The organism is Stenotrophomonas sp. STEN018, assembly GCF_056760235.1.
The window spans coordinates 56,105-79,157 of record NZ_JBRREK010000023.1 but is presented as its reverse complement, the minus strand read 5'-3'; the positions used below and the strand labels follow the sequence as shown (position 1 = coordinate 79,157).

Annotated in this window: 25 protein-coding genes; 16 read left to right on the top strand and 9 right to left on the bottom strand. The window is 64.2% G+C overall.

The features are described 5' to 3' along the window. Positions 1-131: 131 nt before the first annotated feature. Positions 132-941 (bottom strand): DUF4377 domain-containing protein, encoded by an 810-nt coding sequence (locus ACVOMB_RS10825; protein WP_481531178.1) that lies wholly within the window; start codon positions 939-941, stop codon positions 132-134. Positions 942-1,025: 84 nt separating this feature from the next. Beyond that, positions 1,026-1,820, bottom strand: a complete 795-nt coding sequence (locus ACVOMB_RS10820; protein ID WP_481531177.1) for an undecaprenyl-diphosphate phosphatase — start codon at positions 1,818-1,820, stop codon at positions 1,026-1,028. A gap of 211 nt (positions 1,821-2,031) precedes the next feature. Between ACVOMB_RS10820 and glnA the strand changes: the two genes are divergently transcribed. The 3 genes from glnA to ACVOMB_RS10805 all read left to right on the top strand — a co-directional run bounded on the left by glnA (position 2,032) and on the right by ACVOMB_RS10805 (position 5,677). After that, positions 2,032-3,441 (top strand): type I glutamate--ammonia ligase, encoded by a 1,410-nt coding sequence (gene glnA, locus ACVOMB_RS10815; RefSeq protein ID WP_481508675.1) that lies wholly within the window; start codon positions 2,032-2,034, stop codon positions 3,439-3,441. A gap of 379 nt (positions 3,442-3,820) precedes the next feature. After that, positions 3,821-4,159 carry a P-II family nitrogen regulator gene (locus ACVOMB_RS10810; protein ID WP_481531176.1) on the top strand — a complete coding sequence of 113 codons (339 nt, stop codon included), beginning with the start codon at positions 3,821-3,823 and terminating at the stop codon, positions 4,157-4,159. Positions 4,160-4,249: 90 nt separating this feature from the next. Then, complete coding sequence (locus ACVOMB_RS10805) at positions 4,250-5,677, top strand: ammonium transporter (RefSeq protein ID WP_481531175.1); 1,428 nt, start codon at positions 4,250-4,252, stop codon at positions 5,675-5,677. A 119-nt stretch (positions 5,678-5,796) separates the two neighbouring features. On the opposite strand, the gene ACVOMB_RS10800 is transcribed toward ACVOMB_RS10805, so the two are convergent. Continuing rightward, positions 5,797-6,018 carry a DUF6500 family protein gene (locus ACVOMB_RS10800; protein WP_481531174.1) on the bottom strand — a complete coding sequence of 74 codons (222 nt, stop codon included), beginning with the start codon at positions 6,016-6,018 and terminating at the stop codon, positions 5,797-5,799. A gap of 244 nt (positions 6,019-6,262) precedes the next feature. On the opposite strand from ACVOMB_RS10800, the gene ACVOMB_RS10795 reads away from it, so the two are divergent. Genes ACVOMB_RS10795 through ACVOMB_RS10775 form a run of 5 tightly spaced genes read left to right on the top strand, consistent with a single transcriptional unit; the run spans position 6,263 to position 10,807 of the window. After that, the gene (locus ACVOMB_RS10795; protein WP_481531173.1) at positions 6,263-7,000 is read left to right on the top strand and encodes an N-acetylmuramoyl-L-alanine amidase; all 738 of its coding nucleotides are present in this window, start codon (positions 6,263-6,265) and stop codon (positions 6,998-7,000) included. Positions 7,001-7,028: 28 nt separating this feature from the next. After that, a complete protein-coding gene (locus ACVOMB_RS10790; RefSeq protein WP_481531172.1) occupies positions 7,029-8,084 on the top strand; it encodes a two-component system sensor histidine kinase NtrB in 1,056 nt (351 codons plus the stop codon). Continuing rightward, positions 8,077-9,522 (top strand): nitrogen regulation protein NR(I), encoded by a 1,446-nt coding sequence (gene ntrC / locus ACVOMB_RS10785; RefSeq protein ID WP_481531171.1) that lies wholly within the window; start codon positions 8,077-8,079, stop codon positions 9,520-9,522. The genes ACVOMB_RS10790 and ntrC overlap by 8 nt, the downstream gene beginning before the upstream one ends. Positions 9,523-9,563: 41 nt before the next feature. After that, the gene (locus ACVOMB_RS10780) at positions 9,564-10,136 is read left to right on the top strand and encodes a superoxide dismutase family protein (RefSeq protein WP_481531170.1); all 573 of its coding nucleotides are present in this window, start codon (positions 9,564-9,566) and stop codon (positions 10,134-10,136) included. A 59-nt stretch (positions 10,137-10,195) separates the two neighbouring features. Continuing rightward, entirely contained in the window at positions 10,196-10,807 is a 612-nt protein-coding gene (locus ACVOMB_RS10775) for a superoxide dismutase family protein (protein WP_481531179.1), read from the top strand. A gap of 263 nt (positions 10,808-11,070) precedes the next feature. On the opposite strand, the gene ACVOMB_RS10770 is transcribed toward ACVOMB_RS10775, so the two are convergent. Further along, positions 11,071-11,958, bottom strand: coding sequence for a hypothetical protein (locus ACVOMB_RS10770; RefSeq protein WP_481531169.1), 888 nt, complete (start codon positions 11,956-11,958; stop codon positions 11,071-11,073). A gap of 90 nt (positions 11,959-12,048) precedes the next feature. On the opposite strand from ACVOMB_RS10770, the gene ACVOMB_RS10765 reads away from it, so the two are divergent. From ACVOMB_RS10765 to ACVOMB_RS10755, 3 genes are all read left to right on the top strand, one after another. Then, complete coding sequence (locus tag ACVOMB_RS10765) at positions 12,049-13,344, top strand: acetyl-CoA C-acetyltransferase (RefSeq protein ID WP_481531168.1); 1,296 nt, start codon at positions 12,049-12,051, stop codon at positions 13,342-13,344. 250 nt (positions 13,345-13,594) lie between these two features. Then, a complete protein-coding gene (locus ACVOMB_RS10760) occupies positions 13,595-14,545 on the top strand; it encodes a hypothetical protein (RefSeq protein ID WP_481531167.1) in 951 nt (316 codons plus the stop codon). A 145-nt stretch (positions 14,546-14,690) separates the two neighbouring features. Further along, positions 14,691-15,239 carry a hypothetical protein gene (locus ACVOMB_RS10755; RefSeq protein WP_481531166.1) on the top strand — a complete coding sequence of 183 codons (549 nt, stop codon included), beginning with the start codon at positions 14,691-14,693 and terminating at the stop codon, positions 15,237-15,239. Between the two features lie 63 nt (positions 15,240-15,302). Here the strand turns inward: ACVOMB_RS10755 and ACVOMB_RS10750 are convergent, their stop codons facing one another. From ACVOMB_RS10750 to ACVOMB_RS10735, 4 genes are all read right to left on the bottom strand, one after another. Then, positions 15,303-15,740: a hypothetical protein gene (locus ACVOMB_RS10750; protein WP_481531165.1), complete on the bottom strand. Its 438-nt coding sequence runs from the start codon at positions 15,738-15,740 to the stop codon at positions 15,303-15,305. A 43-nt stretch (positions 15,741-15,783) separates the two neighbouring features. After that, positions 15,784-17,046, bottom strand: a complete 1,263-nt coding sequence (locus ACVOMB_RS10745; RefSeq protein WP_481531164.1) for a heme biosynthesis HemY N-terminal domain-containing protein — start codon at positions 17,044-17,046, stop codon at positions 15,784-15,786. After that, a complete protein-coding gene (locus tag ACVOMB_RS10740; protein ID WP_481531163.1) occupies positions 17,043-18,023 on the bottom strand; it encodes a uroporphyrinogen-III C-methyltransferase in 981 nt (326 codons plus the stop codon). Before ACVOMB_RS10740 ends, ACVOMB_RS10745 begins: the two co-directional genes overlap by 4 nt. Before the next feature lie 114 nt (positions 18,024-18,137). Then, on the bottom strand, positions 18,138-18,920 hold the full coding sequence (locus tag ACVOMB_RS10735; protein ID WP_481531162.1) for a uroporphyrinogen-III synthase: 783 nt from the start codon (positions 18,918-18,920) through the stop codon (positions 18,138-18,140). A 42-nt stretch (positions 18,921-18,962) separates the two neighbouring features. Between ACVOMB_RS10735 and ACVOMB_RS10730 the strand changes: the two genes are divergently transcribed. From ACVOMB_RS10730 to ACVOMB_RS10710, 5 genes are all read left to right on the top strand, one after another. Then, positions 18,963-19,421, top strand: a complete 459-nt coding sequence (locus ACVOMB_RS10730; protein WP_481531161.1) for a YiiD C-terminal domain-containing protein — start codon at positions 18,963-18,965, stop codon at positions 19,419-19,421. A 28-nt stretch (positions 19,422-19,449) separates the two neighbouring features. Next, complete coding sequence (locus ACVOMB_RS10725) at positions 19,450-19,878, top strand: hypothetical protein (protein WP_481531160.1); 429 nt, start codon at positions 19,450-19,452, stop codon at positions 19,876-19,878. A gap of 64 nt (positions 19,879-19,942) precedes the next feature. After that, on the top strand, positions 19,943-20,380 hold the full coding sequence (locus tag ACVOMB_RS10720) for a rhodanese-like domain-containing protein (protein WP_481531159.1): 438 nt from the start codon (positions 19,943-19,945) through the stop codon (positions 20,378-20,380). 104 nt (positions 20,381-20,484) lie between these two features. Next, a complete protein-coding gene (secB, locus tag ACVOMB_RS10715; protein WP_062171067.1) occupies positions 20,485-21,000 on the top strand; it encodes a protein-export chaperone SecB in 516 nt (171 codons plus the stop codon). A 19-nt stretch (positions 21,001-21,019) separates the two neighbouring features. Next, complete coding sequence (locus tag ACVOMB_RS10710; protein WP_481531158.1) at positions 21,020-22,048, top strand: NAD(P)H-dependent glycerol-3-phosphate dehydrogenase; 1,029 nt, start codon at positions 21,020-21,022, stop codon at positions 22,046-22,048. A gap of 241 nt (positions 22,049-22,289) precedes the next feature. Here the strand turns inward: ACVOMB_RS10710 and ACVOMB_RS10705 are convergent, their stop codons facing one another. Continuing rightward, positions 22,290-22,862 carry an OmpO family porin gene (locus ACVOMB_RS10705; RefSeq protein ID WP_481531157.1) on the bottom strand — a complete coding sequence of 191 codons (573 nt, stop codon included), beginning with the start codon at positions 22,860-22,862 and terminating at the stop codon, positions 22,290-22,292. Positions 22,863-23,053: the final 191 nt, after the last annotated feature.

Genomic DNA, 23,053 nt, shown 5'->3' with positions numbered 1-23,053 from the left:
CCCCCCCCCCCCCCTCCCTCCTCCGCCCTCCCCGGGCCCCGGCGCCCCCCCCCCCCCCCCCCAAAAAAAAACCCTAAAAAACCCACCGGCCCCCCCCCCCCCCCCTTTCTGTTTGCGTAAGCCCTATGGGCTTACTTGGCCATTTCCGACATCACCACCATGTCCAGCACGTAGGCCTGCGACGGCGCATCGGCCGGCGGGTTCTTGATCTGGTAACGCTTCAGACGCAGCACGTTACGCACGCCCTGCTCATGCTTGTAACCTTCGATGTTGCCGTAGAAGTTGGTGAACTCACCGCGCTTGCCCTGTTCCAGGCCCTGCTCGTTGTACTTCACTTCACGCACCTGCAGGCAGGTAGCGTCCTTCATCAGCGGGTGCGGGCATGGCTTGGTCTGCGGCTCCACTTCCATGAACACGATCTCGCCCGGGCCGCCGTAGCGGGTTTCGGCGGTCGGCTCGGCGCGGAAGCTGAGCACGTCGCCCTTGGCGGTGACCAGTGTCATTGCCGACGCGTCCAGTGCCCGCACGGTCAACTTGCCCTGCAGGCGCTCGCTGATCAGGCCGTCAACCGCCATCAGCGGGCCCTGGCAGGCCTTGTTGGTGGACATCAGGTTGCCGACGGTCAATGCACCGGCTTCCAGCGTGTAACCGCCGCCGATGTTGTTGCAGGCATTGCTGACCGACAGGCGGTTGTCCTTGAAGTCTAGGGTCAGCGGCTTGTCGGCCAGTACGAACAGACCGTCGATGCGCTTGCCGCTGGCGTCCACGGCGTTGTCCAGCAGCCAGTGGTTTGCCGCCAGCTGGGTGGTGTCGAGGTTCGCGGCAGGAGCGGCGGTGCTGGTGTCGGGGGTGGCTGCGGTTTCGCTCTTGGTGGTGGCCGGCGGGTTGCTGCAGGCGGTCATGAGGGCGATGGGCAGTGCCAACAGAAGAATGCGCTTCATGGTGAACTCCTTGTGGTGCGTTGGAAAAGTCAGGACGTCAAACGGCCATGGCCGGATGGCGGGGTTGCACTTGCTACTGCACGTTCAGTTACCAGCAGGCAAAAACAACAGCAGGCCGAAGCCCAATGCAATGCGGTATAGCGCGAAGCCGGTGAAGGGACGGCGTTTGATGTAGCTCAGCAGCCACTTCACCACGATGAAGCCGGTGATCGCCGCTGCCACGAAGGCTACGCCTACGTCGGTCCAGTTTTCGTTGCCCAGCTGGCCTTTCTTGAACATCTCAAGCAGGGCATAGCCGCTGGCCGCGAACATGGTCGGGACGCCGACCAGGAAAACGAATTCGGCGGCCGCGGAGCGGCGGGTCAAGCCAAGCAACATGGCCAGGAAGATGGCAGCGGCCGAACGCGAGGTGCCCGGGAAGACGCCAGCCACCACCTGCGCCAGGCCAACCGCGACGGCAACCTTCCAGGTCACCGTGTCGCTGTCGGGCAGGCGTCCGGCAAAGCGCTCGGCAACCAGCATCCAGGCGCCACCGATAACCAGCGCCCAAGCCACCGGAGTGACGGCATCCGGCAATTCCCAGCCGGCCAGGCGTACCGGCAGACCAACCACGGCGGTGACCAGAAAGGCCACGCCCAGCTTCATCACGTAGTCACGGTTGTCGCGCTGGTTCAAGCCTGTGGCCAGCGACCACAGCCGCTGCCGGAACGCCAATACCACGGCCAGGATGGCACCGGCCTGGATGACGATGTTGAAGAAGTCCGAGCGCGCGCCCAGCCAATGCTGTGCGATCAGCAGATGGCCGGTACTGGAAATCGGGAGGAATTCGGTGAGGCCTTCGAGAATGCCCAAGAGCAGGGCGGAGAGCAGGTCGGACATGAGTGCTTGAGTGGGAAAAGGCGGGCACAGCATAGAGCATTAAGTGTTACGCACCTGTATGGTGCGTTGCATGAAAACAGCACCAGATTGGTGCTTATAACCGCTGGCACTAATTGCTTGCAATCAATAAAAACAATGCGTTACGGCGCTTTGAAAGTTGGCACGTCATTTGCTTTGATACAGGCACATCATCCATCCGAGGTTGCACCCGATGTCGCTGGAAAACGTTGAGAAGCTGATCAAGGACAACCAGATCGAGTTCATCGACCTGCGTTTCGTCGACATGCGTGGCATCGAGCAGCACGTGACCTTCCCGGTTTCGATCATCGAGCCGACCCTGTTTGAAGAAGGCAAGATGTTCGATGGCAGCTCGATCGCCGGCTGGAAGGGCATCGCCGAGTCGGACATGGTGCTGCTGCCGGACGCTGACAGCGCCTACGTTGACCCGTTCTACGCCGACCCGACCCTGGTGCTGATCTGCGACGTGCTCGACCCGGCCACCATGCAGGGTTACGGCCGCTGCCCGCGCGGCATCGCCAAGCGCGCCGAGTCGTACTTGAAGTCCTCGGGCATCGCTGACCTGGCGTTCTTCGGCCCGGAACCGGAATTCTTCATCTTCGATTCGGTGCAGTTCGCCAACGACATGGGCAACACCTTCTACAAGATCAATTCTGAAGAAGGCGCCTGGAACACCGGCAAGAGCTACGACGGCACCAACACCGGCTACCGTCCGACCGTGAAGGGTGGTTACTTCCCGGTGCCGCCGACCGACTCGCTGCACGATATCCGCGCCGAGATGTGCAAGGTGCTGGAAAAGGTCGGCATCGAAGTCGAAGTGCACCACCACGAAGTGGCCAATGCCGGCCAGTGCGAGATCGGCGCCAAGTTCAATACCTTGGTGACCAAGGCTGACGAACTGCAGCGCATGAAGCACGTCATCAAGAACGTCGCGCATCGCAACGGCAAGACCGTCACCTTCATGCCCAAGCCGCTGGTCGGCGACAACGGCAGCGGCATGCACGTGCACCAGTCGCTGGCCAAGGGTGGCAACAACCTGTTCTCCGGTGACGGCTACGGCGGCCTGAGCCAGATGGCGCTGTGGTACATCGGCGGCATCTTCAAGCACGCCCGTGCGATCAATGCCTTCGCCAACTCCGGCACCAACAGCTACAAGCGCCTGGTCCCGGGCTTCGAAGCACCGGTGATGCTGGCCTATTCGGCCCGTAACCGTTCGGCTTCGTGCCGCATTCCGTGGGTGTCCAACCCGAAGGCACGCCGCATCGAAATGCGTTTCCCGGATCCGATCCAGTCCGGCTACCTGACCTTCACCGCGCTGATGATGGCCGGCCTGGACGGCATCAAGAACCAGATCGACCCGGGCGCACCGAGCGACAAGGATCTGTACGACCTGCCGCCGGAAGAAGAGAAGCTGATCCCGCAGGTCTGTTCCTCGCTGGACCAGGCACTGGAAGCGTTGGACAAGGACCGCGAGTTCCTGAAGGCCGGCGGCGTGATGAGCGACGACTTCATCGACGCTTACATCGCGTTGAAGATGAAGGAAGTCACCGCGTTCCGCGCAGCGACCCACCCGCTCGAATACCAGCTGTACTACGCAAGCTGAGTTCACCAGCTGATGTAACGGCGGCCATCGCATAGCGCTGGTCGCCGGCAACACCAGGTGTAGTTACTAGCTGTTGTTAGGCGGCGGTGGCGTGGACCCTCCCCCTCCCATCTGCGTCATCGCCGCCGCCTTTGTTGCTGGGGAGCACAAAGGTGATGCAACAGCCAGCAACACGCCTGCTCCGGGCAAGAGAATCCGAGCGCGCGGCATGGGCCACTCCTCCCTCCCGCGTGGTTGTAGCGGCCGGTAGCAATGCCGGCGGCAACAGCCAGGCCCATGATGCGTTCGGCGCAACAGCCAGCGGCCAGACAATGGCCGGTGGAAGACACGATGCCGGCCCGCAGCCGCAGGCCGGTCTCCTCCACATCGGGACATGCGCATGAAATTAATCTCCGCGATCATCCGTCCATTCAAGCTCGACGAAGTGCGTGAAGCCTTGGGCGCCGCAGGCGTTTCCGGCATCACCGTCACCGAGGTCAAGGGCTTCGGGCGGCAGAAAGGCCACACCGAGCTGTACCGTGGTGCCGAATACGTCGTCGATTTCCTCCCCAAGATCCGCATTGAAACCGCCGTCACCGACGACAGCGTCGATGCGGTGATCGAAGCCCTGCAGGGCGCTGCTGGCACCGGCAAGATCGGTGACGGCAAGATCTTCGTTACCGCGCTTGAACAAGTGGTGCGTATCCGCACCGGCGAAACAGGCGCCGACGCGCTTTAAGAACCCGCTACCGCCCCGTCCTCCGGCGGCAGCGACCGCCAGGTGACAACGGGTCGCTGGCAGGTTCCACCCCCACAACCGGAGTCGACAATGCGAACGGAATTTTTCACCGGGTTGAAAGCCCGGCTCGGAGGCCTGTGCCTGTCATTCATGCTCACCGCCGTGGTGCTGGGCATGTTTTCGAGCAGTGCGTGGGCCCAGGAAACACCGGCACAGCCCACTGCCGCGACTGAAGTGGCTGCACAATCGGTGGCGGCCGCAGCGGCACCTGCTGCTGCAGAAGCCGCTGCCGCACCCAGCTTCGACAAGGGTGACGTGGCGTGGATGCTCACCGCTACTTTGCTGGTGCTGATGATGGTGGTGCCCGGCCTTGCGCTGTTCTACGGCGGCTTGGTGCGCGCGAAGAACGTGCTGTCGGTGCTCAGCCAGGTGCTGGTGGTGTTCTCGCTGATCCTGATCCTGTGGGTGGCCTACGGCTACAGCGCGGTATTCAGTGCAGGCAACGAATTCTTTGGTTCGTTCACCCAGTTCGCCTTCCTCAAGGGCTTCACTCCGGACTCGGTGGGCAATACGCCGATCGCCGGCCTGCCGGACTTCCTGTTCGTCGCCTTCCAGTCGACCTTCGCTGGCATCACCACCGCGCTCATCGTTGGTGCGTTCGCCGAGCGCATCAAGTTCCGTGCGGTGCTGCTGTTCTCTGCACTGTGGTTCACCCTGAGCTACATCCCGATGGCGCACATCGTCTGGGGCGGTGGCTTCCTCGGCAAGTTGGGTGCGATCGATTTTGCCGGTGGCACCGTGGTGCATATCAACGCCGGTGTTGCTGGTCTGGTGGCGGCTTGGTTTGTCGGCAAGCGTTTGGGCTATGGCCACACCGCATTGAAGCCGCACAACCTGCCGCTGACCTGGATTGGCGCAATGCTGTTGTGGGTGGGCTGGTTCGGCTTCAATGCCGGCTCCGCTGCCGCCGCCGACACCGTCGCTTCGCTGGCTTTCATCAACACCGTGTTGGCAACTGCAGCGGCAGTGTTGGGTTGGACGCTGGTGGAAGCCATCACCAAGGGCCATCCGTCTGCGCTTGGTGCAGCCTCGGGCGCGGTGGCTGGTCTGGTTGGTGTAACGCCGGCCTGCGGCACCGTCGGTCCGATGGGTGCCATCGTCATTGGTTTCGTCACCGGCATTGTCTGCGTCTGGGGCGTGACTGGTCTGAAACGTCTTTTGAAGGCGGACGACACCGCTGACGTGTTCGGTGTGCATGGTGTTGGCGGCATTGTCGGCGCCATTCTCACCGGCGTGTTCAGTGCGCAGTCGCTGGGCGGCACCAAGGTTGATCTGGATATCGGTCACCAGGTGTGGGTGCAGATGGTCAGCGTTGGCTTCACCGTGTTGTGGTCGGCCGTGGTCACCGCTGTGATCCTGCTGGTGGTTCGTGCCCTGGTCGGCCTGCGCGTCAGCGAAGAAGCCGAACGCACTGGTCTGGACGTAACCACCCACGGCGAATCGGCGTACGAGGCCTAGTCGCTTTAGCCCCTCTCCCGCAGAAGATCAAAGCCCCTCTCCCGCTTGCGGGAGAGGGGTTGGGGTGAGGGCAGCTTTGAGGCATTCCCGGTAAGGCCCCTGCCGAGCATGGTTCGGCACTACAGGCCTTCCGCCAACACCAACGCCTTCACCTTCCCAGCCTTCTCAAAATGATCCAAACGATGGATCAAGATCCACCAGATAGCCGCTTCCATCAGCAGTTCAGGATCATCGTTCCGATTGGCAAAAAACGCATAGAACGACAGCCCAACCGTCGGCCCCTTCGCCGCGATCTTGGCATCGCAGACCGCAACGATTTTCTGTTTCAGTGAATCACGCATTGCATCTCCAACAGATCGCCGAACAACAAGTCTGCATAGCCTAGACACAACGGGCAGCCATCCCCAGCGGAAAGAGTTTTGAACATGCAGTGCATGTTCCGCGCCGGCATCACGCCGGACTCCCCAACTCCCTGAGCAGGCCCTCCAATGCATGCATCCAATTCCGTCGCATCTGTCGGCAACGCTTCCGCCGCATGCCAGACCGCACTTGCAAAGCCGAGCGCAGCAACGTGCAATGGCCTACATGAAGACCAGACTGCTGCTGCCGCTCGCCCTGTTGGCCACGCTGACCGCCTGTACGTCCACACCGGAGCGCAATCCGCTCGCGCACTGGGTGCCGTCGCCGAACTACAACGACCGCCAGCCGGTGCTGATCGTGCTGCACCACACCGAGCAGGATTCGGTGCAGGAAAGCCTGGACACGCTGCGCAGCGCCAACAGCGGTGGCAAGGTCAGCTCGCACTACCTGGTCGGCAGCGATGGTGAGCTCTATCAGCTTGTGGCCGATGGCGAACGCGCCTGGCATGCCGGTGGTGGCCGCTGGGGTGGCTTCACCGATCTCAACTCGACCTCGATCGGCATCGAGATCGACAACAACGGCGACAGCCCCTTCACCCAGCCGCAGATCGCCAGCCTGCTGCGCCTGCTGGACGACCTCTGCAAGCGCTATAACATCCCGCGCAGCCAGATCATCGGCCACGCTGACCTGGCCCCGACCCGCAAGGCCGATCCCAGCCGTTACTTCCCGTGGCAGCAGTTGGCCGACGCCGGCTTCGGCTTGTGGCCGGACCCCAGGCACGGCCCGGCCCCGGCCGGCTTCGACAGCTGGATGGCGATGCAGGCCTTCGGCTACGCGCTGGATGACCGCGCGGCGGCCGCACGAGCCTTCCACCGCCGCTTCCGTGGCAGCGATAGCCTGCCGGCTACGCTGGACGCCGAAGACGCTCGCATCCTGCATTCCCTGCTGCAGCAGAAGCAGTGATGCGCTCGCTTTGCACTATATTGGTGCAATGACCGACGCTGATTTCTCGCCCTCGCCGGAATTGCTGGCCACACCACTGGTCTGGAGCGGCGTGGACGGGCGCATCCAAGGCGCAAACCCCGCGTTCTGCCGCTGGCTGGGGGTGAGCGTGCGGCGCCTGCTTGGCCAGCCGCTGGTTTCGCTGGAAGCGCAGGGCGAGGTTCTGGCGCAGCGCCTGGCCAATCCGGCCACCGACCTGACCCGCCTGCCGCGGCTGACCCTTGCCCTGCCGGGTGAAACCCCGCGCTTCGCCGACGGCTGGCTGAGCGCGGTGGAGCAGGGCGGCTGGCTGCTGGAAGCCCATCCAGTGGATGAGTTTCAAGGCACCGACCCGGCGCAGGTGCTGCCCGGTGCATTCAGCGCGGCCTTGAAGGGCCTGGCCCACGAGCTGCGCAACCCGCTGGCTGGCCTGAAAGGCGCCGCCCAGCTGCTGGCGCGGCGTGCGACCGGCCGTGATGCCGACGAACGTGAGCTGATCGAACTGATCGGCGCCGAGATCGAGCGCCTCAATACCTTGTTGGAACAACTGCTGTCGCCGGCACCGCAGCGCCCGCATGCGCCGCTGAACATCCACGCCGCGCTGGAACGCGTGCTGCGCCTGGTCGAGAACGAAGCCGGTTGGTCGGTACGACTACTGCGCGACTACGACCCCAGCATTCCGGAGTTCCCCGGCGATGGCGACCGCCTCACCCAGGCGCTGTTGAATCTGGTCCGCAACGCCATCCAAGCTGGTGCTACCAGCGTCACCCTGCGCACCCGTGTCGAGCATGGCCTGCGCATCGCCGAACAGCCCTACGCGCTTGCCCTGCGGCTGGAAGTGGCCGACGACGGCCGCGGCGTTCCGGAAGAACTGGCCGAGCACCTGTTCCTGCCGCTGGTCAGCGGCCGCGCCGAAGGCACCGGGCTGGGCCTGGCCTTGGCCCAACAGGTCGCGCGCGAACACCGTGGCACGCTGAGCTACCGCTCGCGCCCAGGCCACACTGTGTTCACCGTGCTGTTGCCGTTGCCCACCGCCGAGGAAGCGCCGGAGGTGAGCGATGCATGAGTCCACACAGGCTGCGACCGTTTGGGTCGTCGATGATGACCGCTCGGTGCGTTTCGTATTGACCACTGCGCTGCGCGACGCCGGCTACACGGTGCAGGGTTTCGACAGCGCTGCCGCCGCCTTGACCGCGATGGCACAGCAGCCGGTGCCGGATCTGCTGTTCACCGACGTGCGCATGCCCGGCGATGACGGGCTGGTGTTGCTGGACAAGCTCAAGACCGCGCATCCGCAACTGCCGGTAATCGTGATGTCGGCCTATACCGATGTGGCGAGCACGGCCGGTGCTTTCCGTGGCGGCGCGCATGAATTCCTGTCCAAGCCATTCGATCTGGACGATGCAGTGGAGCTGGCCCGGCGCGCGCTGCCAGAAACCGAGGAGCTGCCCACACCGGTTGTCGTGCCGGCGCCCGCCAAGAAAGAAGAAGGCCCGCCACAGCTGATCGGCGATACGCCCGCCATGCGCGCGCTGTTCCGTGCCATCGGCCGCCTCGCACAGGCGCCGTTGTCGGTGTTGATCAACGGCGAAACCGGCACCGGCAAGGAATTGGTGGCGACCGCACTGCACCGCGAGTCACCGCGCGCCAAAGGTCCGTTCGTCGCGCTCAACACCGCGGCGATCCCAGCCGAGCTGCTGGAAAGTGAATTGTTTGGTCACGAAGCCGGCGCCTTCACCGGCGCGACCAAGCGCCATATCGGCCGCTTCGAACAGGCCGATGGCGGCACTTTGTTTCTCGATGAAATCGGCGACATGCCGCTGGCCTTGCAGACCCGGTTGCTGCGCGTGCTGGCCGAAGGCGAGTTCTTCCGCGTTGGCGGCCGCGAGCTGATCCGTGTCGATGTGCGTGTGGTCGCGGCCACCCATCAGGATCTGGAGACACTGGTCGAACAAGGCCGCTTCCGTGCCGATCTGCTGCACCGGCTGGACATGGTGCGCTTGCTGCTGCCGCCGCTGCGCGAGCGTCTGGGCGATGTGCCGCAACTGGCCGAGAACTTCCTGCTCAACGCCGCACGCCGGCTCGACATGCCGCCCAAGCGGCTGTCCGTAGCAGCGGTAAAGGCACTGCGCGAGCACAACTGGCCGGGCAACGTCCGCGAGCTGGAAAACGTCTGCTGGCGTCTGGCGGCATTGGCAGTGGCTGACACCGTATCTGCTGACGACGTGCAGGCCGCATTGAACCGAGGCGGCCGCGCTGCAGCCGGCACCACCGCGGTGGCTCCGGAGCACTGGGATCGGGCATTGGCGGCATGGGCCCGGCAGCGGCTGGCCGAGGGCGCCAATGGTCTGCATGCCGAGGCCCGCGAGCGTTTGGACAACGTGCTGCTGGAAGTGGCACTGGACTTCACCGATGGCCACCGTGCCGATGCCGCGACCCGGCTCGGACTCGGCCGTAACACCGTTACCCGCAAACTTGGGCCCGGGCGTCGTCGCGGTAGTTGAGCGCGGCACCGGCCTGTTCGTTCTGTTGCAAGGAGATATCGATGCGCATCCTGCTTCCTCTTACCGCCCTGGCCGCAACCGCGTTGCTCAGCGCCTGCGGCACCAGCCCGGGCACCAAGTCCGCACCGCCACCGCCGCCGATGGCCACGGTCAGCACCGCCAAGATGGCCGAGGCCAATCTGGCACCTGCCTCGGCCAGTCTGGTCAGCGGTCGCCTCGCGCTGGTGCCGGAAGCCGGCGGCGTGCATATCACCGGCGTGATCGGTGGCCTGCCGCGTGGTCAGCAGGCCGCCTTCCATGTGCATGAAAAGGGCGACTGCAGCGCGGTGGATGCCAGCAGTGCCGGCGGCCACTTCAATCCCGCCATGCAGCAGCACGGCCGCGCTGCCGTCGGCGCGCACCATGCCGGCGACATGGACAACCTGCAGGCCGATGCCAAAGGCGTGGTTCACGTGGATGTTCATCTCCGTGGCGTTACCCTCGGCGGTGGTGCTGCAAACGACGTCGCTGGACGCGCCCTGGTGGTACATGCGTCGGCCGACGATTACCGCAGCCAACCGGCCGGCAATGCCGGCGCGCGTGTCGCCTGCGCGGTCATCCGCGTGGTGCGCTGAGTATGCCCATTGGGCACGCCAATCCTGTTTCGATCCAGACCAGCAAGGGAGTTACCCAGATGCGCCTGATCCATACCAGCTTGTTCCTCGCCAGCGCCTTGGCCCTGACCGCCTGCAACAAGGGTGCAGAGCCCGATGCCGCACCGGCCGATGTCGTTGCGGCGATGGCAACCACGCCGGTTGCCGACCCGACCGCACCGCCGGAAATGGCAAAACCAATCGCCACCGCACAGCTGCAGCCGACCAAGGACAGCACGGTCGCCGGCACCATCAACTTCAGCCTGGTCGATGGCCAGCTGCGCGCCAGCGGCGATATCACCGGCTTGAAGCCGGACAGCGAACACGGCTTCCATATCCACGAGAAGGGTGATTGCAGCGCACCGGACGGCACCAGTGCCGGTGGCCACTTCAACCCCGGGCATAGCGAGCACGGCAGCATCAGCGCCGCGATGCACCACGGCGGCGACATGCCCAACATCAAGTCCGATGCGCAGGGCAACGCGCATATCGACGGCCCGGTGGCGAGCAACGTCAACGTAGGTGTTGGTGATGGTTTCGACATCGTCGGCCGCGGCCTGATCGTCCACGCCGACGCGGATGACTACAAGACCCAGCCGACCGGTAATGCCGGTGCGCGCCTTGCGTGTGCGGTGATTACCAAGGTGCAGTGATCGACTCCCTCCCTTTCGCACAGCGAAGGGGAGGGCTGGGGAGGGGTGCTTTGGCTTTGGCACTTGCTCTCCACGTAGAACTCTCGCCATGACCCGCCGCTGACCTTTCGGGTCGGATGATCGAGGCAAGACAAAAGGCAACAGCAACAGCACCCTCCCCAATCCTCACCTGCGCTTCGCGCAAGGGAGGGGGTGGCGCATGCAGTACTTCAGAAACAGAAAAGGCCGCTTGCGCGGCCTTTTCTGTACTCACCAGCGCGCAATCAATGCGCCAGCAGGGCCTTCGCATCCTGCCCGGCATTCACGTGCACATACAGCACGTCGATGCCATGCGCTTCCAATACCGCCGCCATCTGCCGCTGGCGCATCATGTACTGCTCGTACACACGCTGCAGGCGATCACAGTCGTTCTTGTCCTGCGCGTAATGTGCACACCAACCGGCCGGATCAAACAAGGCCATCCGCACTTCGCCGCCGACATAACGCAACAGCGGTTCGGGTGAGGCGTCCAGCCATTGTTCTTCGTTCGGCGCGAACATCGCCGTTTCCAGCAACGGCCACAAATCCGCCAGGCCCTGGTTGTCGTACTGCATGGCCATCATCGCGGCCAGGTCGTTGACGGTGAAATAGCGCGCATGTTCAATCTGCGCGGCAAAACTGTTCTGTGCCAGCAGCGCGGTGTCCGGTTGTGCCATGCCATTGGCCAGCAGCACCTCTTCCAGCGCATCGCGTACTTCACTGCGCACAGCCGCTTCACCACCGGCCAGCACGAACGGCAGCAGCCGCAGCGCGCCGCCACTCAGGACCGGATCGGCCTGCAGCGGCAGTGGGATCTCGCCGTTGGCATCGGCACCAAACGCCAGCAGGCGCGCGCCATGGTTGCGGCCCGGGGCACGTATCTGCAGTTCTTCCAGGCGCCGATGAATAGGCAGGCCGGGACGCAGCACTTCGGCCGGGTCGAAATGCGCGGCAGCGAAAACCAGGTCCAGTTCGCTGACCTGCGGGACCAATTTGGTCAGGTCGCGACCGATCAGCGCCGCCAGTTCGCCAGCCTGCTCGGAGCCCAGGGCCGCCTTGCCGGGCTGCTCGCCGCCAGCCAGTTCCAATGCCACTACGCCAAGGGCGTTCACGTCGGGGTTTGAATTGCTCATGATTCGCGGTTGGCCCATCACGGCCTCGAAGCTACACTCAACACCATTATGCCTGCTATCGCGTGCAGGCCACTTTGAACACTCTTTCCCATGTCAGGTACCCGCATGCCCAGCGCTCGTCCCGTCGCCATCCTCGGTGGTGTCCGCATTCCGTTCTGCCGTCAGAACACCGCTTATTCGGACGTTGGCAATCTCGGCATGTCGGTCCGTACGCTTGGGGCGCTTGTTGAACGGTTCGGCCTGCACGGCCAGCAATTGGGCGAAGTAGCGATGGGTGCGGTGATCAAGCATCCCAGCGACTGGAACCTGGGCCGTGAGGCGGCGCTGTCGTCCGGCCTGTCGCCGCTGACCCCGGGCATCACCCTGCAACGTGCCTGTGGTACCTCGCTGGACAGCATCATCACCGTCGCCAACAAGATCGCCCTGGGGCAGATCGAGTCCGGCATCGGCGGCGGTTCGGATACCACCTCCGACGTGCCGATCGTCTACGGCAAGAAGCTGCGCGCGCGCCTGCTGGCCGCCAATCGTGCCAAGAGCACCGGTGACAAGATCCGCACCCTGCTCAAGGGCTTCAAGTTCTCCGAGCTCAAGCCCGAGTTCCCGGGCGTGGCCGAGCCGCGTACCGGCAAGAGCATGGGCGACCACTGCGAGGACATGGCCAAGGAATGGAACATCTCGCGTGAAGCGCAGGACGAATGGGCTGTGTCCTCGCACAAGAAGCTCGCTGCTGCTTACGATCGCGGTTTCTTCAGCGACCTGATCGCACCGTTCCGCGGCGTCGAGCGCGACAACGTGCTGCGTCCGGATACCTCGCTGGAAAAATTGGCCACCTTGAAGCCGGCCTTCGACAAGGTCTCTGGTCGCGGCACCCTGACCGCTGCCAACTCCACCCCGCTGACCGATGGTGCCGCTGCGGTGCTGCTGGCCAGCGAGGAGTGGGCACGCGCGCACGGTCACGAGCCGCTGGCCTATCTGCGTGATTCGCAGGTTTCGGCCGTGGACTTCGTGCACGGTGAAGGTCTGCTGATGGCGCCGACCACCGCTGTGCCGGAAATGCTCAAGCGCAATGGCCTGACCCTGCAGGATTTCGATATCTACGAAATCCATGAAGCCTTCGCCGCGCAGGTGCTATGCACGCTGAGCGCCTGGGAAAGCGAGGACTACTGCCGCAACCGCCTGGGCCTGGATGCAGCGCTGGGCCGTATCGACCCGGCCAAGATCAACCCGCTGGGTTCCTCGCTGGCCACCGGCCACCCGTTCGCAGCCACCGGCGCCCGCATCATCGGCACCGTTGCCAAGGAACTGGCCGCACGCGGCGGTGGCCGCGCGCTGGTATCGATCTGCACCGCCGGCGGCATGGGCGTGGTCGCCATCGTCGAGCGTTGATGCGCTGTTTGTAGTGCCGAGCCATGCTCGGCAGAGGCGTTATCGGTAATGCTCCTTGCCGACCATGGGTCGGCACTACAGCGTGGTCGCCATTGTTGAGCGTTGCTGCGCTGTTTGTAGTGCCGAGCCATGCTCGGCAGAGGCGTTGCCGGTAATGCCCCTTGCCGACCATGGGTCGGCACTACAGGACCCTTGCAGGGCCCGGCCCGGCACCCCTATTGTCTGCTCACCAAAGGACGGGGGTAGGGGCATGAAGCGCATTGCGATCGGTTTGGCTGTGCTGTTGGCAGGATGGGCGGCGCCAGCCGCTGCCATGACCTTCATGAAAACCGAGCATGTCTGCCCGATTGGCGGCGAGCGCTTCACCGCGCAGGAAATGGGTTCGGGCACCGCGTTCGGCCACTTCCTCGACGGTCGCCTGCATGGCGCCATCCAATCGCCTTGGCCGCTGGTGTCCTGTCCGGGCAACGGCTTCGTCATCTACAAAGACGACTACAACGCTGGCGAGATCAAGCGCCTGACTGCCGTGGTCGATAGCGACGAATACCAGCGCATGCGCGGTACTGAAACCAGCTACTGGTTGCTGGCGCGCTTGTTCGAGGCGGTGGATGCGCCGCTGAAAGACCGTGCCGGGGTGCTGCAGAGCGCAACCTGGCAGGCATCACCCGAACAATATCCACGTTACGTGCAGGCGGCATCGGCGGCAGTTGCCCAGCAATGTCCGGATGCGCGTGCGGATGCTGATCGTGACGAATCCTGGCTGTATTGCCAGATGTTGTTGGGCGAATGGGAACGCAGGTTGTCGCGCTTCGATGCCGCGCGCGCGCGCTTCGAGCGCCTGCAACCGCTGCCGGAGCGGCTGGTGCTTGCGCAGGATCGCGAACGCGCACGCCGCCAGTACGTCGCCGAAATTGCACAGCAGCTGCAGCTGATCGCCGACAATAGCGCGATGAACACCATGGCAGTGGATGCGAATGCACCACCGGCCAAAGAGGCGGCAACTGCGCGTATTGCCGGCACCCCGGGTATTTCGCCAGAGGCAGCGCAGGCGGCAGCAGATACCGCTGCAACGGCGGCCGATGCAGCGGTCGAAGCGGCAGCATCTGCAGCAGATGCTGCGGCAGATGCCGCCTACGCGGGTGGAATGACCGTAGATGCAGCTGCTGCAGGTGACGCCGAGCCGACATCGACCAAGCGCTGAGTGGCGTTGTTTTGCAGGCTGCTCAGCGGCGGAATTCCCGTCGCGTGGAAAGCGCCAACGACCGCATACTGCGCTGCCACGCCAACGACGCAGGTGCGGGTCGCCCGGGAGGCGGCCCGTTCGAATCTCACAGGGGACGTAACGAGTGGATGAGTTCAACCCGTATGCCGCGCCGGAGGCCTTGCCGCCGGCGCTTGCCAACACCAGCCCGGATAACAACACCTGCTGGAGTGATGGTGATCAGCTGCTGGCGCTGCCGCATAGCGATCTACCGCGCTACTGCGTCAAATGCGGAAAACCAGCGCTGGAATACCGCCAGCGCAAGTTCTACTGGCATTCACCGTGGATGTACCTGCTGATCCTGCTGCACTTCCTGGTCTATCTGATTGCGGCACTGGCAGTGCGCAAGACAGCGGTGCATCAGGTTGGTCTGTGTTCGGCGCACCGCAAGCGGCGGCTGAATTTCATCCTGATGGCGTGGGCATCGCTGGTGCCGCTGTTTGGTTGTTTCCTGTTCGACAGCGGCGCGGTGATCGGCCTGGGGATACTGACGTTTCTGGTGATGCTGCTGTGGGGCCTGATCGGCATGCAGATACTCAAGCCCAAGAAGATCGATGTGTCGTTGGCTGTGTATCGCGGGGTATCGCCGGCGTTCCTGGCGCGCCTGCCGCGTTATCCGTATCGCCGCGACTAGGTCGGCGGCGAGCCACGCAGCAGCCCGGACAAACAAAATGCGCCCGGGTCATGCAACGCCAGCTCAGTCCTTGTTGGTCGCTTGCGCGTGATCCAGCAGGAACTGGCTGATGGCCTGGCGCAGCGGCAGGTCATCCGTACGCTGCGCCAATGCATCTGCGCGCAGCGCGTGGTCTTGGGCGGCGGCAACATCGCCCAGGTTGGAATGACGTTCGGCCAGCGCCAGATGGATCGAGGCTTCGTAGCTGATCGCCTGCGCTGCGTTGGCAAGCATCAAGGCGTGGTTGTAGTGCTCGATGGCGAGATGGTCATCGCCGGTGAAGTCAGCCAGCGTTTCCCACAGGAACGGATGATCGCGGCCAGCGGCGGCGATTGAATCGCAGTAAGCGTGCAGCTGCGCATACAGCGAAGCACTGGCGTCTTCCTCGCCATCTTCGCTGGCATTGAGGATAGCGTCGGTCAGCTCGACCACGCGCGCATGGATATCCGGGGGTATGTTCATTACGGCTCGTTACGGAAAGCGTTGAGGGGGGGGCTGCAGATGCTCAACCCGGCAAACGCGGGAAGCCATGGTCATCGCGCTCTTCGGCCACGGCCTGGTCCTGGATCTGCTGGTGCAGGTTGCGGCGTTGGATCGGCTGTGGAGTTTCGCCGCGACGCTGGCGTACGGCATTGAGCAGGCACTGATTGGCCAGCACTTGCTCATCCTGTGCGGCAAACACCTCGCCCAGGGCTTCCCAGGCGTCGGCGCCGGCATCCTGGGCGATGGCTCGGTGCAGGAACTCTTCGGCTTGCGCCCATTGGCCCTGACCAGCGGCCAGGCGCGCCAAGCCCAGCAGCAAAGCCGGACTGTTGGGGTGCGACTGCAGCCAACGCTGGGCGCTGGCGCGGCGTGAATCCAGTTTCTCCACCGGCAGCTGCGTGTACAAGGCGACCAGCGCGTCGTCCCAGTGGCTGTCCAGGGTCTGCTCGATGCTGCGCAGGGCGACATCGCTCCAGTTCAATGCAACCGCGCGCTGTGCGTAGCGCGCCACCGCCTGCGGGCTGACCCGCAGCGACTTGGGCAGCACTTCCCAGCGTGCAGCCAGCGTATTGACGTCGTTGGCTTCGTCGAGCATCTGCAGGGCGAGGGTGGTTTCCAGTCCGGCAACGGCGCTTGGTGGCAGCACCTGTTGCTGGCGTAATGCACCCAATTGGCCGTACGCCTCCTCGGCGCGACCAGCGCGTTGCAATGCTTCGGTACGTAGCCACAGGCCGCGTGGCGGCAGCGGTTGCAGGGCCGGCAGGTCCAGCGCGTTGATCGCTTCCAGCGGCTTGTCCAGCTGCAGCCAGCGCTCGGCGCTGTGCAGGGCGTGCAGATGTGGATCGGCCTCCGCCAGTTGCTGCAGGTGTTGGCCGGCGCTGCTGTTGTCCTCGCGTGCTTCAGCCGCACGCATGGCGGCAACCAGTGCGATCGGGCGTACGGCCTTCTCCGTTGCGGCGCTCTGCAGCAGTTTTTCGGCGCGCTGCCATTGGCCGTTATCCAGTGCTTGCAGGCCATCGATCAGGCGCGCGCGGCCCTGCTTGCGGCGATGCCGTGCCCAGGCCCGGAACGGGGTGCTGATCAGCGACCACAGCAGCCATACCAGCAAGGCGGCAATCAGCACTGCCAACGCGGCCTGCGGCAAGGTGGCGATGTAGTCGTGGTTGCCAGCACGGACGATCACTTCACCCAGGGCGCGGACCGAATCCTGGCCCAGCCATTGCGCGCCAAAAATACCCAGAGCGGCGACCAGCAGGCCCAACAGCAGGGAGCGGAAAGCCTTCATGGTGCGTCCTTGGCGGTGCGCGTGCTGCGCAGTTGCTGCAGGGTGCTGCCGAGCTCCGGCAGGTTGGGACGCAGTTCCACGCCGCGCATCTCGCGCAGCTCACGGCGGCGCTGCTGACGCTGCGGCGAATCCGGCCACAGCCGTTGCAGCCAGCCATCGACACGGTCCAATGCCTGCTGCCAGGCCTTGTCATCACCACGTTCCAGGGCGGCGCGGGCCAGGCTCAGCTCGATCTGCAACGAGTCATTGGCGGCGATGCGTTCGGAGCGCGCAACCAGTACCTTGCCGTCGGCCGGGCGGATCTGCACCAGCGGCGACAGCATCTGCTGCCACCATGGCTGCTGGCTGTTGGCTGGCAGCTGCAGGTTTTCGGGCAGGCGTTCGAGTTCAGCGGACCACTGCTCAAGCTGTGCAGCTGTGCGTGCGCGCACCCCAGGGCCCAGCGCATCCAGCGCGTTGCGCTCCTGGATCAGCGCCTGGCGCAGATTGAGGTAGTCGGGGCTGTCGATGCCTTCCAGTGCGTTGGCGGCCAGCGCATACAGACGACGCGCTCCGTCCAGATCGCCGGCAAAGGTGAGCCGCTGCTGGGCCTGGTTGAGCAGCAGTTCGGCCTCTTCGCGGCGTACGGCTTGCGCGCCTTGACGCGAGCTGTCGGCCAACTGGGCCAGGTTTTCTTCCAACAGCGCGTTGCGCTGGCTCAGCCCCAGCACTTCATCGCGCAGCACGCGGTTGGTGGCGGCGGCATCCTGGATGCTGCGAGCATTGGCACGCTGGTCGCGGCGCAGGGCTTCCAGCCCCTGCTGCATGGCGGTCAGTTGCTGGATTGCGCTGTCGCGGGCCAGATCGGCCTGCTGCTGGCGGGTCTGCCAGCTGTGCCAGCCAAACCAGCCGGCAGCGCCCAGCGCGGCGATGGCGATCAGCGGCAGGAGCCAGCGCAGCGGGCGGCGCGGTTGAACGGGTGCGACGTCTTCATTCATCGGGGGGCAACATCCTTGGCGGGCATGGCCACGACACAAGGGTGACCACGCTGTTGGTGCAGGCAAAGCATCGCCCGCGCGCTGCATGCCTGCAAGTCGCCTTTGGTTGTGTGCTCAGCCTGCGGCCGGGAAGAGTGCGGTGTGGGCGGCGCTGGCCAGCTGTGCAGGCAGGGGCCCGGCGGCGACGCTGATGTTGCGGAAGCCAAGTTCGGTGGCGAGTTCGGCCAATCGTGCGCTGGCGGCGACCGCTGCGGCCTGCTGCCATTGCTGCAACAAGGCCGGTGGCAGATAGGGCAGCACTGTCTGCAGCGCTTCGCCGCTGCTTATCGCCACGACATAAGGACTGGGGAGCGCCTGCAAGCGGGCAATGGTGGCCTTGCTGACCGGCATCGGCACGCGTTCGTAGACATCGATACGTTGCAGGTTGGCGCCGCGCTCACGCACCTGCGCGGCAATCACGCCGCGGCCACCGGGCGCGGTGACCAAGGCCACGCGCAGGCCGTGCAGGTGCTGCATGGCGGGCAAGGCCAGCAGGCCCTCGCTATCCATCCGGGTCGGTGCCTGCACGCTGCTTGCGCCACGGCGGCGCAAGGCGCGCGCGGTGCCTTCGCCAACGGCAATCAAGCTGCCTGCGCGAAGCTCGGCCAACGGCAGCAGCCGCGCAGCGGCTTCGGCGGCGGCAGGGCTGGTGAACACCAGTCGATCGTATTCGCGGGCTGCGTTCAGCTGCTCGCGGGTGGCCTCATCGGTACGCATCTGCAGCCGCCAAGGTGACAACGCCAGCGTACGTGCACCCAAACGAGCAGCTGCGCTGCGCACGGTGTCGTGCTGCCCTTGCGGACGCATCGAGATGAGATGCCAGACCGTGTCGGCTGGCACATAGGCGGGGCGGTTCATTCCATGCATTATGCGGGCGCTTTCCGTTTTGCGTGCGCGTCCATGTCCGAACATTTTGATGACCCCGTGCTGCTGGAAAACCTTCAGCGCACTCTCTCGGCAATGCCGCCGGTTGCGGCGATGGGCATTCATATTGCCGGCTATGACAATGGCGTGCTGCGCATGCAGGCGCCGCTGGACGTCAACATCAACGACAAGGGCAATGCCTTCGGCGGCAGTCTGGCTTCGGTGATGACCCTGTCGGGCTGGGCGCTGGTCAGCATGCGCCTGGGCTTGGCTGGCAAGCAGGCCGAGGTCTACGTGGCCGACAGCAACATCCGCTATCGCGCGCCGGTCTACGGTGATCTGCTGGCGACGGCGCGGCTGGCACCGGACCAGGATTGGGATGACTTCCTGACCACATTCAGCAAGCGCGGCCGCGCGCGGGTGACGGTGCGTTCGGCGATCGAAGGTGGTGCAGCCGAGTTTGAAGGGCGCTTCGTTGCCCTCGGCAAAGGCTAAGATCGACCATCACCGAGGGGGTGCCTGCATGTACCGAAACCTGTTCCAGTCCATTGTCGTCGCCTTGTTGCTGGTCGCTGGTGCCGGCCAGGCCGAGGGGCCGAGCCGGGCACAGCGCAGCAAACTGGTACCGACCCAGAGTGCCTATGTGGCGGCGGTGCGCTGGGGCGATTTCGACAAGGCCGAAGGCTTCATTGATCCGCTATACCTGCAGCAGCGCCCTCTTACCGACCTGCAACGTGAGCGCTACCGGCAGGTACAGGTGTCCAGCTATCGTGAGCGTTCGGCCGGTATCGGCGCCGATGGCAGCATCGAGCGGCGCATCGAAATGGGCGTGATCAACCGCAATACCCAGGCCGAGCGGCTGGTCATCGTGAATGAGCGCTGGCGTTGGGATCCGGAGGCCAAACGCTGGTGGCAGGCCGCCGGTTTGCCGGACCTGTGGCAGGGCCAATGAGGCATTGGCTGCATTTTCACCGGCTGTGCGACAATCGCTGCCCGCTTATCGACCCGTGACCTGAGTGAATTACGAAGAGTTGCTGGCCTTCGCCGGCCGAAATCCGATGTTGTCGCTGGCCCTGGTTGGCCTGACGGTGGCCATCATTGCCACCGAGGTCGCACGCCTGTTCCGCGGCTACAAGTCGCTCAAGCCGTCCGAATTGACCCATATGATCAATGCCGGCGGTGCGACCGTGATCGATCTGTCGGCTGCCGCCGACTTCGAGAAGGGCCATATTGCCGGTAGCCGTAATGTGCAGCCGGCACAGTTGACCCCTGCGCACAAGCTGCTGGCCAACGCCAAGCAGAGCCCGGTGGTACTGCTGTGCCGTACCGGCAATGCCTCGGCAACCGCGGCCAAAACGCTGAAAAAAGCCGGTTACGAGCAGGTTTATGTGCTCGACGGTGGTTTGCCGGCATGGCAGGCAGCAGATCTGCTGCTGGTCAAAGGCCGTAACTGAGTCAGCAAATTTTCAGACAGGGCTTGTGTAGGTGGGCAACCGCCCCCATCGCTGGTCTTGTACTAATCCCATTCAATGAACAATCTGTTCTGGAGTCTTGAGCAATGTCCGAAGAGAACACCAACGGCGTAGTCCCGGCCGACGAATCCGCCAACGGCCCGGCTTTCACCATCGAGAAGATCTACGTCAAGGACGTCTCTTTCGAATCCCCGAACTCGCCGACCATTTTCAATGAGAACGTGCAGCCGGACCTGCAGCTGAACCTGAACCAGAAGGTACAGCGCCTGTCCGACACCGCTTTCGAAGTGGTGCTGGGCGTGACCCTGACCTGCAAGGCTGGTGACAAGACCGCCTATGTGGCCGAAGTGGAGCAGGCTGGCGTGTTTGGCCTGATCGGCCTGGAGCCGCAGGCAATCGACGTGCTGCTCGGCACCCAGTGCCCGAACATCCTGTTCCCGTACGTGCGCTCGATGGTGTCGGACCTGATCCAGGCTGGCGGCTTCCCGCCGTTCTACCTGCAGCCGATCAACTTTGAAGGCCTGTACGCCGAAACCCTGCGTCAGCGTCAGCAGCAGGGCGAGCCGTCGCTGGCCGACTCCGAGCCGGCTGGCAACGCCTGATCGGCGTCTGCGCTTCTGTATGAGTACGAACGACGCAGAAAAGATCGCCGTTGTCGGCGCGGGCTCCTGGGGCACCGCGCTGGCCACACTGTTGGCCCGGCACGGTCATACGACCGTGCTGTGGGGACGTGATGCAGCGGTAATCGAGGCGATTGATCAGCGTCATGAGAATCCCCGGTATCTGCCGGGGATTCCCTTGCCAGAATCTTTGCGCGCCAGCACCGACCTGGCTGCCACCGTCGCCGGGGCAGACTGGATCCTGGTGGTGGTGCCTTCGCATGCCTTTGCCGAAACCGTGCGCGCGCTGGCGCCGCTGCGGCCGGCCGGGGCCGGCGTGGCCTGGGCAACCAAGGGCTTCGAGCCCGGCTCAGGCCGTTTCCTGCATGAAGTAGCGCGTGAAGTGCTGGGCCCGGACGTGCCGTTGGCCGTCGTCACCGGCCCGTCCTTCGCCAAGGAAGTCACCCTGGGCCTGCCCACCGCAATCACCGTCCACGGTGATGACGAGGCGTTCGCCCAGCAGGTGGCCGACGCCATGCACGGTCCGGCATTCCGCGCCTATACCGGCGACGACATGGTTGGCGCCGAGTTGGGCGGGGCGATGAAAAACGTGCTGGCAGTGGCAACCGGCGTGGCCGATGGCATGCAGCTGGGCCTCAACGCCCGTGCCGGCCTGATCACCCGCGGCCTCAACGAAATGCTGCGACTGGCAGCTGCCATTGGCGGCAAGCCAGAAACGCTTATGGGCTTGGCCGGCCTCGGCGATCTGGTGCTGACCAGTACTGGGGACCTGTCGCGCAACCGTCGTTTGGGTCTGGCGCTTGGTCGCGGCCAGAGCCTGCAGGATGCGGTCAAGGAAATCGGCCAGGTGGTGGAATCGGTGCAGACCGCCGATGAAGTGATGCGCCAGGCAGATCGTCACGGCATTGACCTGCCGATCTCCAAGGCGGTGCAGTCGGTATTGCACGGCGAACTCAGCCCGTCCGAAGGCCTGCAGCAGTTGCTGGCCCGTGAGCAGAAGCCGGAATACCCGGACACGCTGTTCAAGTAAGGATGAGCGAAGTTTGACGAAGAAGCCCGGCAATGCCGGGCTTTTTCTTTGCGCGTCCTGTAGTGGGGGGGGGGGCGGGTGGCGGGGGGCGCCTCTGCCGAGCATGGCTCGGCACTACGAAAAATCCTTGCCGCGCGCCCAAAAAGAAGCCCGGTCGGGGGAGGACCGGGCTTCCAGCGGCGCGTGGGAGAGAGGTCACGCGCCAGACAACACCACTATTTGTTGCTTGCAGCTTTGTCGCTTACCAGGTGAAGCGCGGGCCGACGAACCATTCCTTGTCGCCAGCCTTGGCCAGCTTCACTTCGCCGGTCAGGCCCCAGTTCGGGTTGAACTTGGCGGTGGCGCCGACGCGGCCGTAGAACTCGCCGTCCGGATCGTAACCGCGCTTCTTGCTGTAGTTCTCGTAACCGGCCAGGGCATAGCCCTCAAAGTTCTGGGTGAAGGCGGTGCGTACGCCGACTTCAGCGCTGTAGCCGCTGAACTTCGGGCCGTACTGGAGATCCAGCTTCTGGTAGGCCGCACGGGCCAGCAGGTCGGTGTTCGGGGCCACGGTGTAGTTGTAGCCAACACCCAGGCGCCACTGGTCCACATCAACCTTGCTCTTGTCGGTTTCCTGAGCGTTGTACTCACCGAACACATGGAAGTTCGGGTGCACCGCGACCGAGCCCTTCACCGCCCAACCGTCGGCGTCGCCGCCCTTGGCGTCGGTATTCACATAGCCGCCTTCCACATAGTTGTAGGACAGGCCATCGGCAGCCGAAGCGGCGAACGGCAGGGCGGCCAGCAGGCCCAAAGCGATCAAAGAAGTCTTCATTTCGGCGTTACCTCGTTATTGGTCTTGATCGTTACGGCCTGATTCGGTGGCCGTTCGATAGTTGTGAATTATCCGTTAGCCGACGGAATCCACCCTGAATACCAAACTGACCAGTACATAAATTTAGGTGAAGATCGGGGAACTTCTTTTGCCTTGGACCAGAGCGCATGGCTGGGCCTCCCGACGTCCCC

Bases quoted from the DNA above. Each gene is read 5' to 3' on its own strand.
- ACVOMB_RS10825 (WP_481531178.1), bottom strand. From the start codon at position 941: ATGAAGCGCATTCTTCTGTTGGCACTGCCCATCGCCCTCATGACCGCC.
- ACVOMB_RS10820 (WP_481531177.1), bottom strand. From the start codon at position 1,820: ATGTCCGACCTGCTCTCCGCCCTGCTCTTGGGCATTCTCGAAGGCCTC.
- glnA (WP_481508675.1), top strand. From the start codon at position 2,032: ATGTCGCTGGAAAACGTTGAGAAGCTGATCAAGGACAACCAGATCGAG.
- ACVOMB_RS10810 (WP_481531176.1), top strand. From the start codon at position 3,821: ATGAAATTAATCTCCGCGATCATCCGTCCATTCAAGCTCGACGAAGTG.
- ACVOMB_RS10805 (WP_481531175.1), top strand. From the start codon at position 4,250: ATGCGAACGGAATTTTTCACCGGGTTGAAAGCCCGGCTCGGAGGCCTG.
- ACVOMB_RS10800 (WP_481531174.1), bottom strand. From the start codon at position 6,018: ATGCGTGATTCACTGAAACAGAAAATCGTTGCGGTCTGCGATGCCAAG.
- ACVOMB_RS10795 (WP_481531173.1), top strand. From the start codon at position 6,263: ATGAAGACCAGACTGCTGCTGCCGCTCGCCCTGTTGGCCACGCTGACC.
- ACVOMB_RS10790 (WP_481531172.1), top strand. From the start codon at position 7,029: ATGACCGACGCTGATTTCTCGCCCTCGCCGGAATTGCTGGCCACACCA.
- ntrC (WP_481531171.1), top strand. From the start codon at position 8,077: ATGCATGAGTCCACACAGGCTGCGACCGTTTGGGTCGTCGATGATGAC.
- ACVOMB_RS10780 (WP_481531170.1), top strand. From the start codon at position 9,564: ATGCGCATCCTGCTTCCTCTTACCGCCCTGGCCGCAACCGCGTTGCTC.
- ACVOMB_RS10775 (WP_481531179.1), top strand. From the start codon at position 10,196: ATGCGCCTGATCCATACCAGCTTGTTCCTCGCCAGCGCCTTGGCCCTG.
- ACVOMB_RS10770 (WP_481531169.1), bottom strand. From the start codon at position 11,958: ATGAGCAATTCAAACCCCGACGTGAACGCCCTTGGCGTAGTGGCATTG.
- ACVOMB_RS10765 (WP_481531168.1), top strand. From the start codon at position 12,049: ATGTCAGGTACCCGCATGCCCAGCGCTCGTCCCGTCGCCATCCTCGGT.
- ACVOMB_RS10760 (WP_481531167.1), top strand. From the start codon at position 13,595: ATGAAGCGCATTGCGATCGGTTTGGCTGTGCTGTTGGCAGGATGGGCG.
- ACVOMB_RS10750 (WP_481531165.1), bottom strand. From the start codon at position 15,740: ATGAACATACCCCCGGATATCCATGCGCGCGTGGTCGAGCTGACCGAC.
- ACVOMB_RS10745 (WP_481531164.1), bottom strand. From the start codon at position 17,046: ATGAAGGCTTTCCGCTCCCTGCTGTTGGGCCTGCTGGTCGCCGCTCTG.
- ACVOMB_RS10740 (WP_481531163.1), bottom strand. From the start codon at position 18,023: ATGAATGAAGACGTCGCACCCGTTCAACCGCGCCGCCCGCTGCGCTGG.
- ACVOMB_RS10735 (WP_481531162.1), bottom strand. From the start codon at position 18,920: ATGAACCGCCCCGCCTATGTGCCAGCCGACACGGTCTGGCATCTCATC.
- ACVOMB_RS10730 (WP_481531161.1), top strand. From the start codon at position 18,963: ATGTCCGAACATTTTGATGACCCCGTGCTGCTGGAAAACCTTCAGCGC.
- ACVOMB_RS10725 (WP_481531160.1), top strand. From the start codon at position 19,450: ATGTACCGAAACCTGTTCCAGTCCATTGTCGTCGCCTTGTTGCTGGTC.
- secB (WP_062171067.1), top strand. From the start codon at position 20,485: ATGTCCGAAGAGAACACCAACGGCGTAGTCCCGGCCGACGAATCCGCC.
- ACVOMB_RS10710 (WP_481531158.1), top strand. From the start codon at position 21,020: ATGAGTACGAACGACGCAGAAAAGATCGCCGTTGTCGGCGCGGGCTCC.
- ACVOMB_RS10705 (WP_481531157.1), bottom strand. From the start codon at position 22,862: ATGAAGACTTCTTTGATCGCTTTGGGCCTGCTGGCCGCCCTGCCGTTC.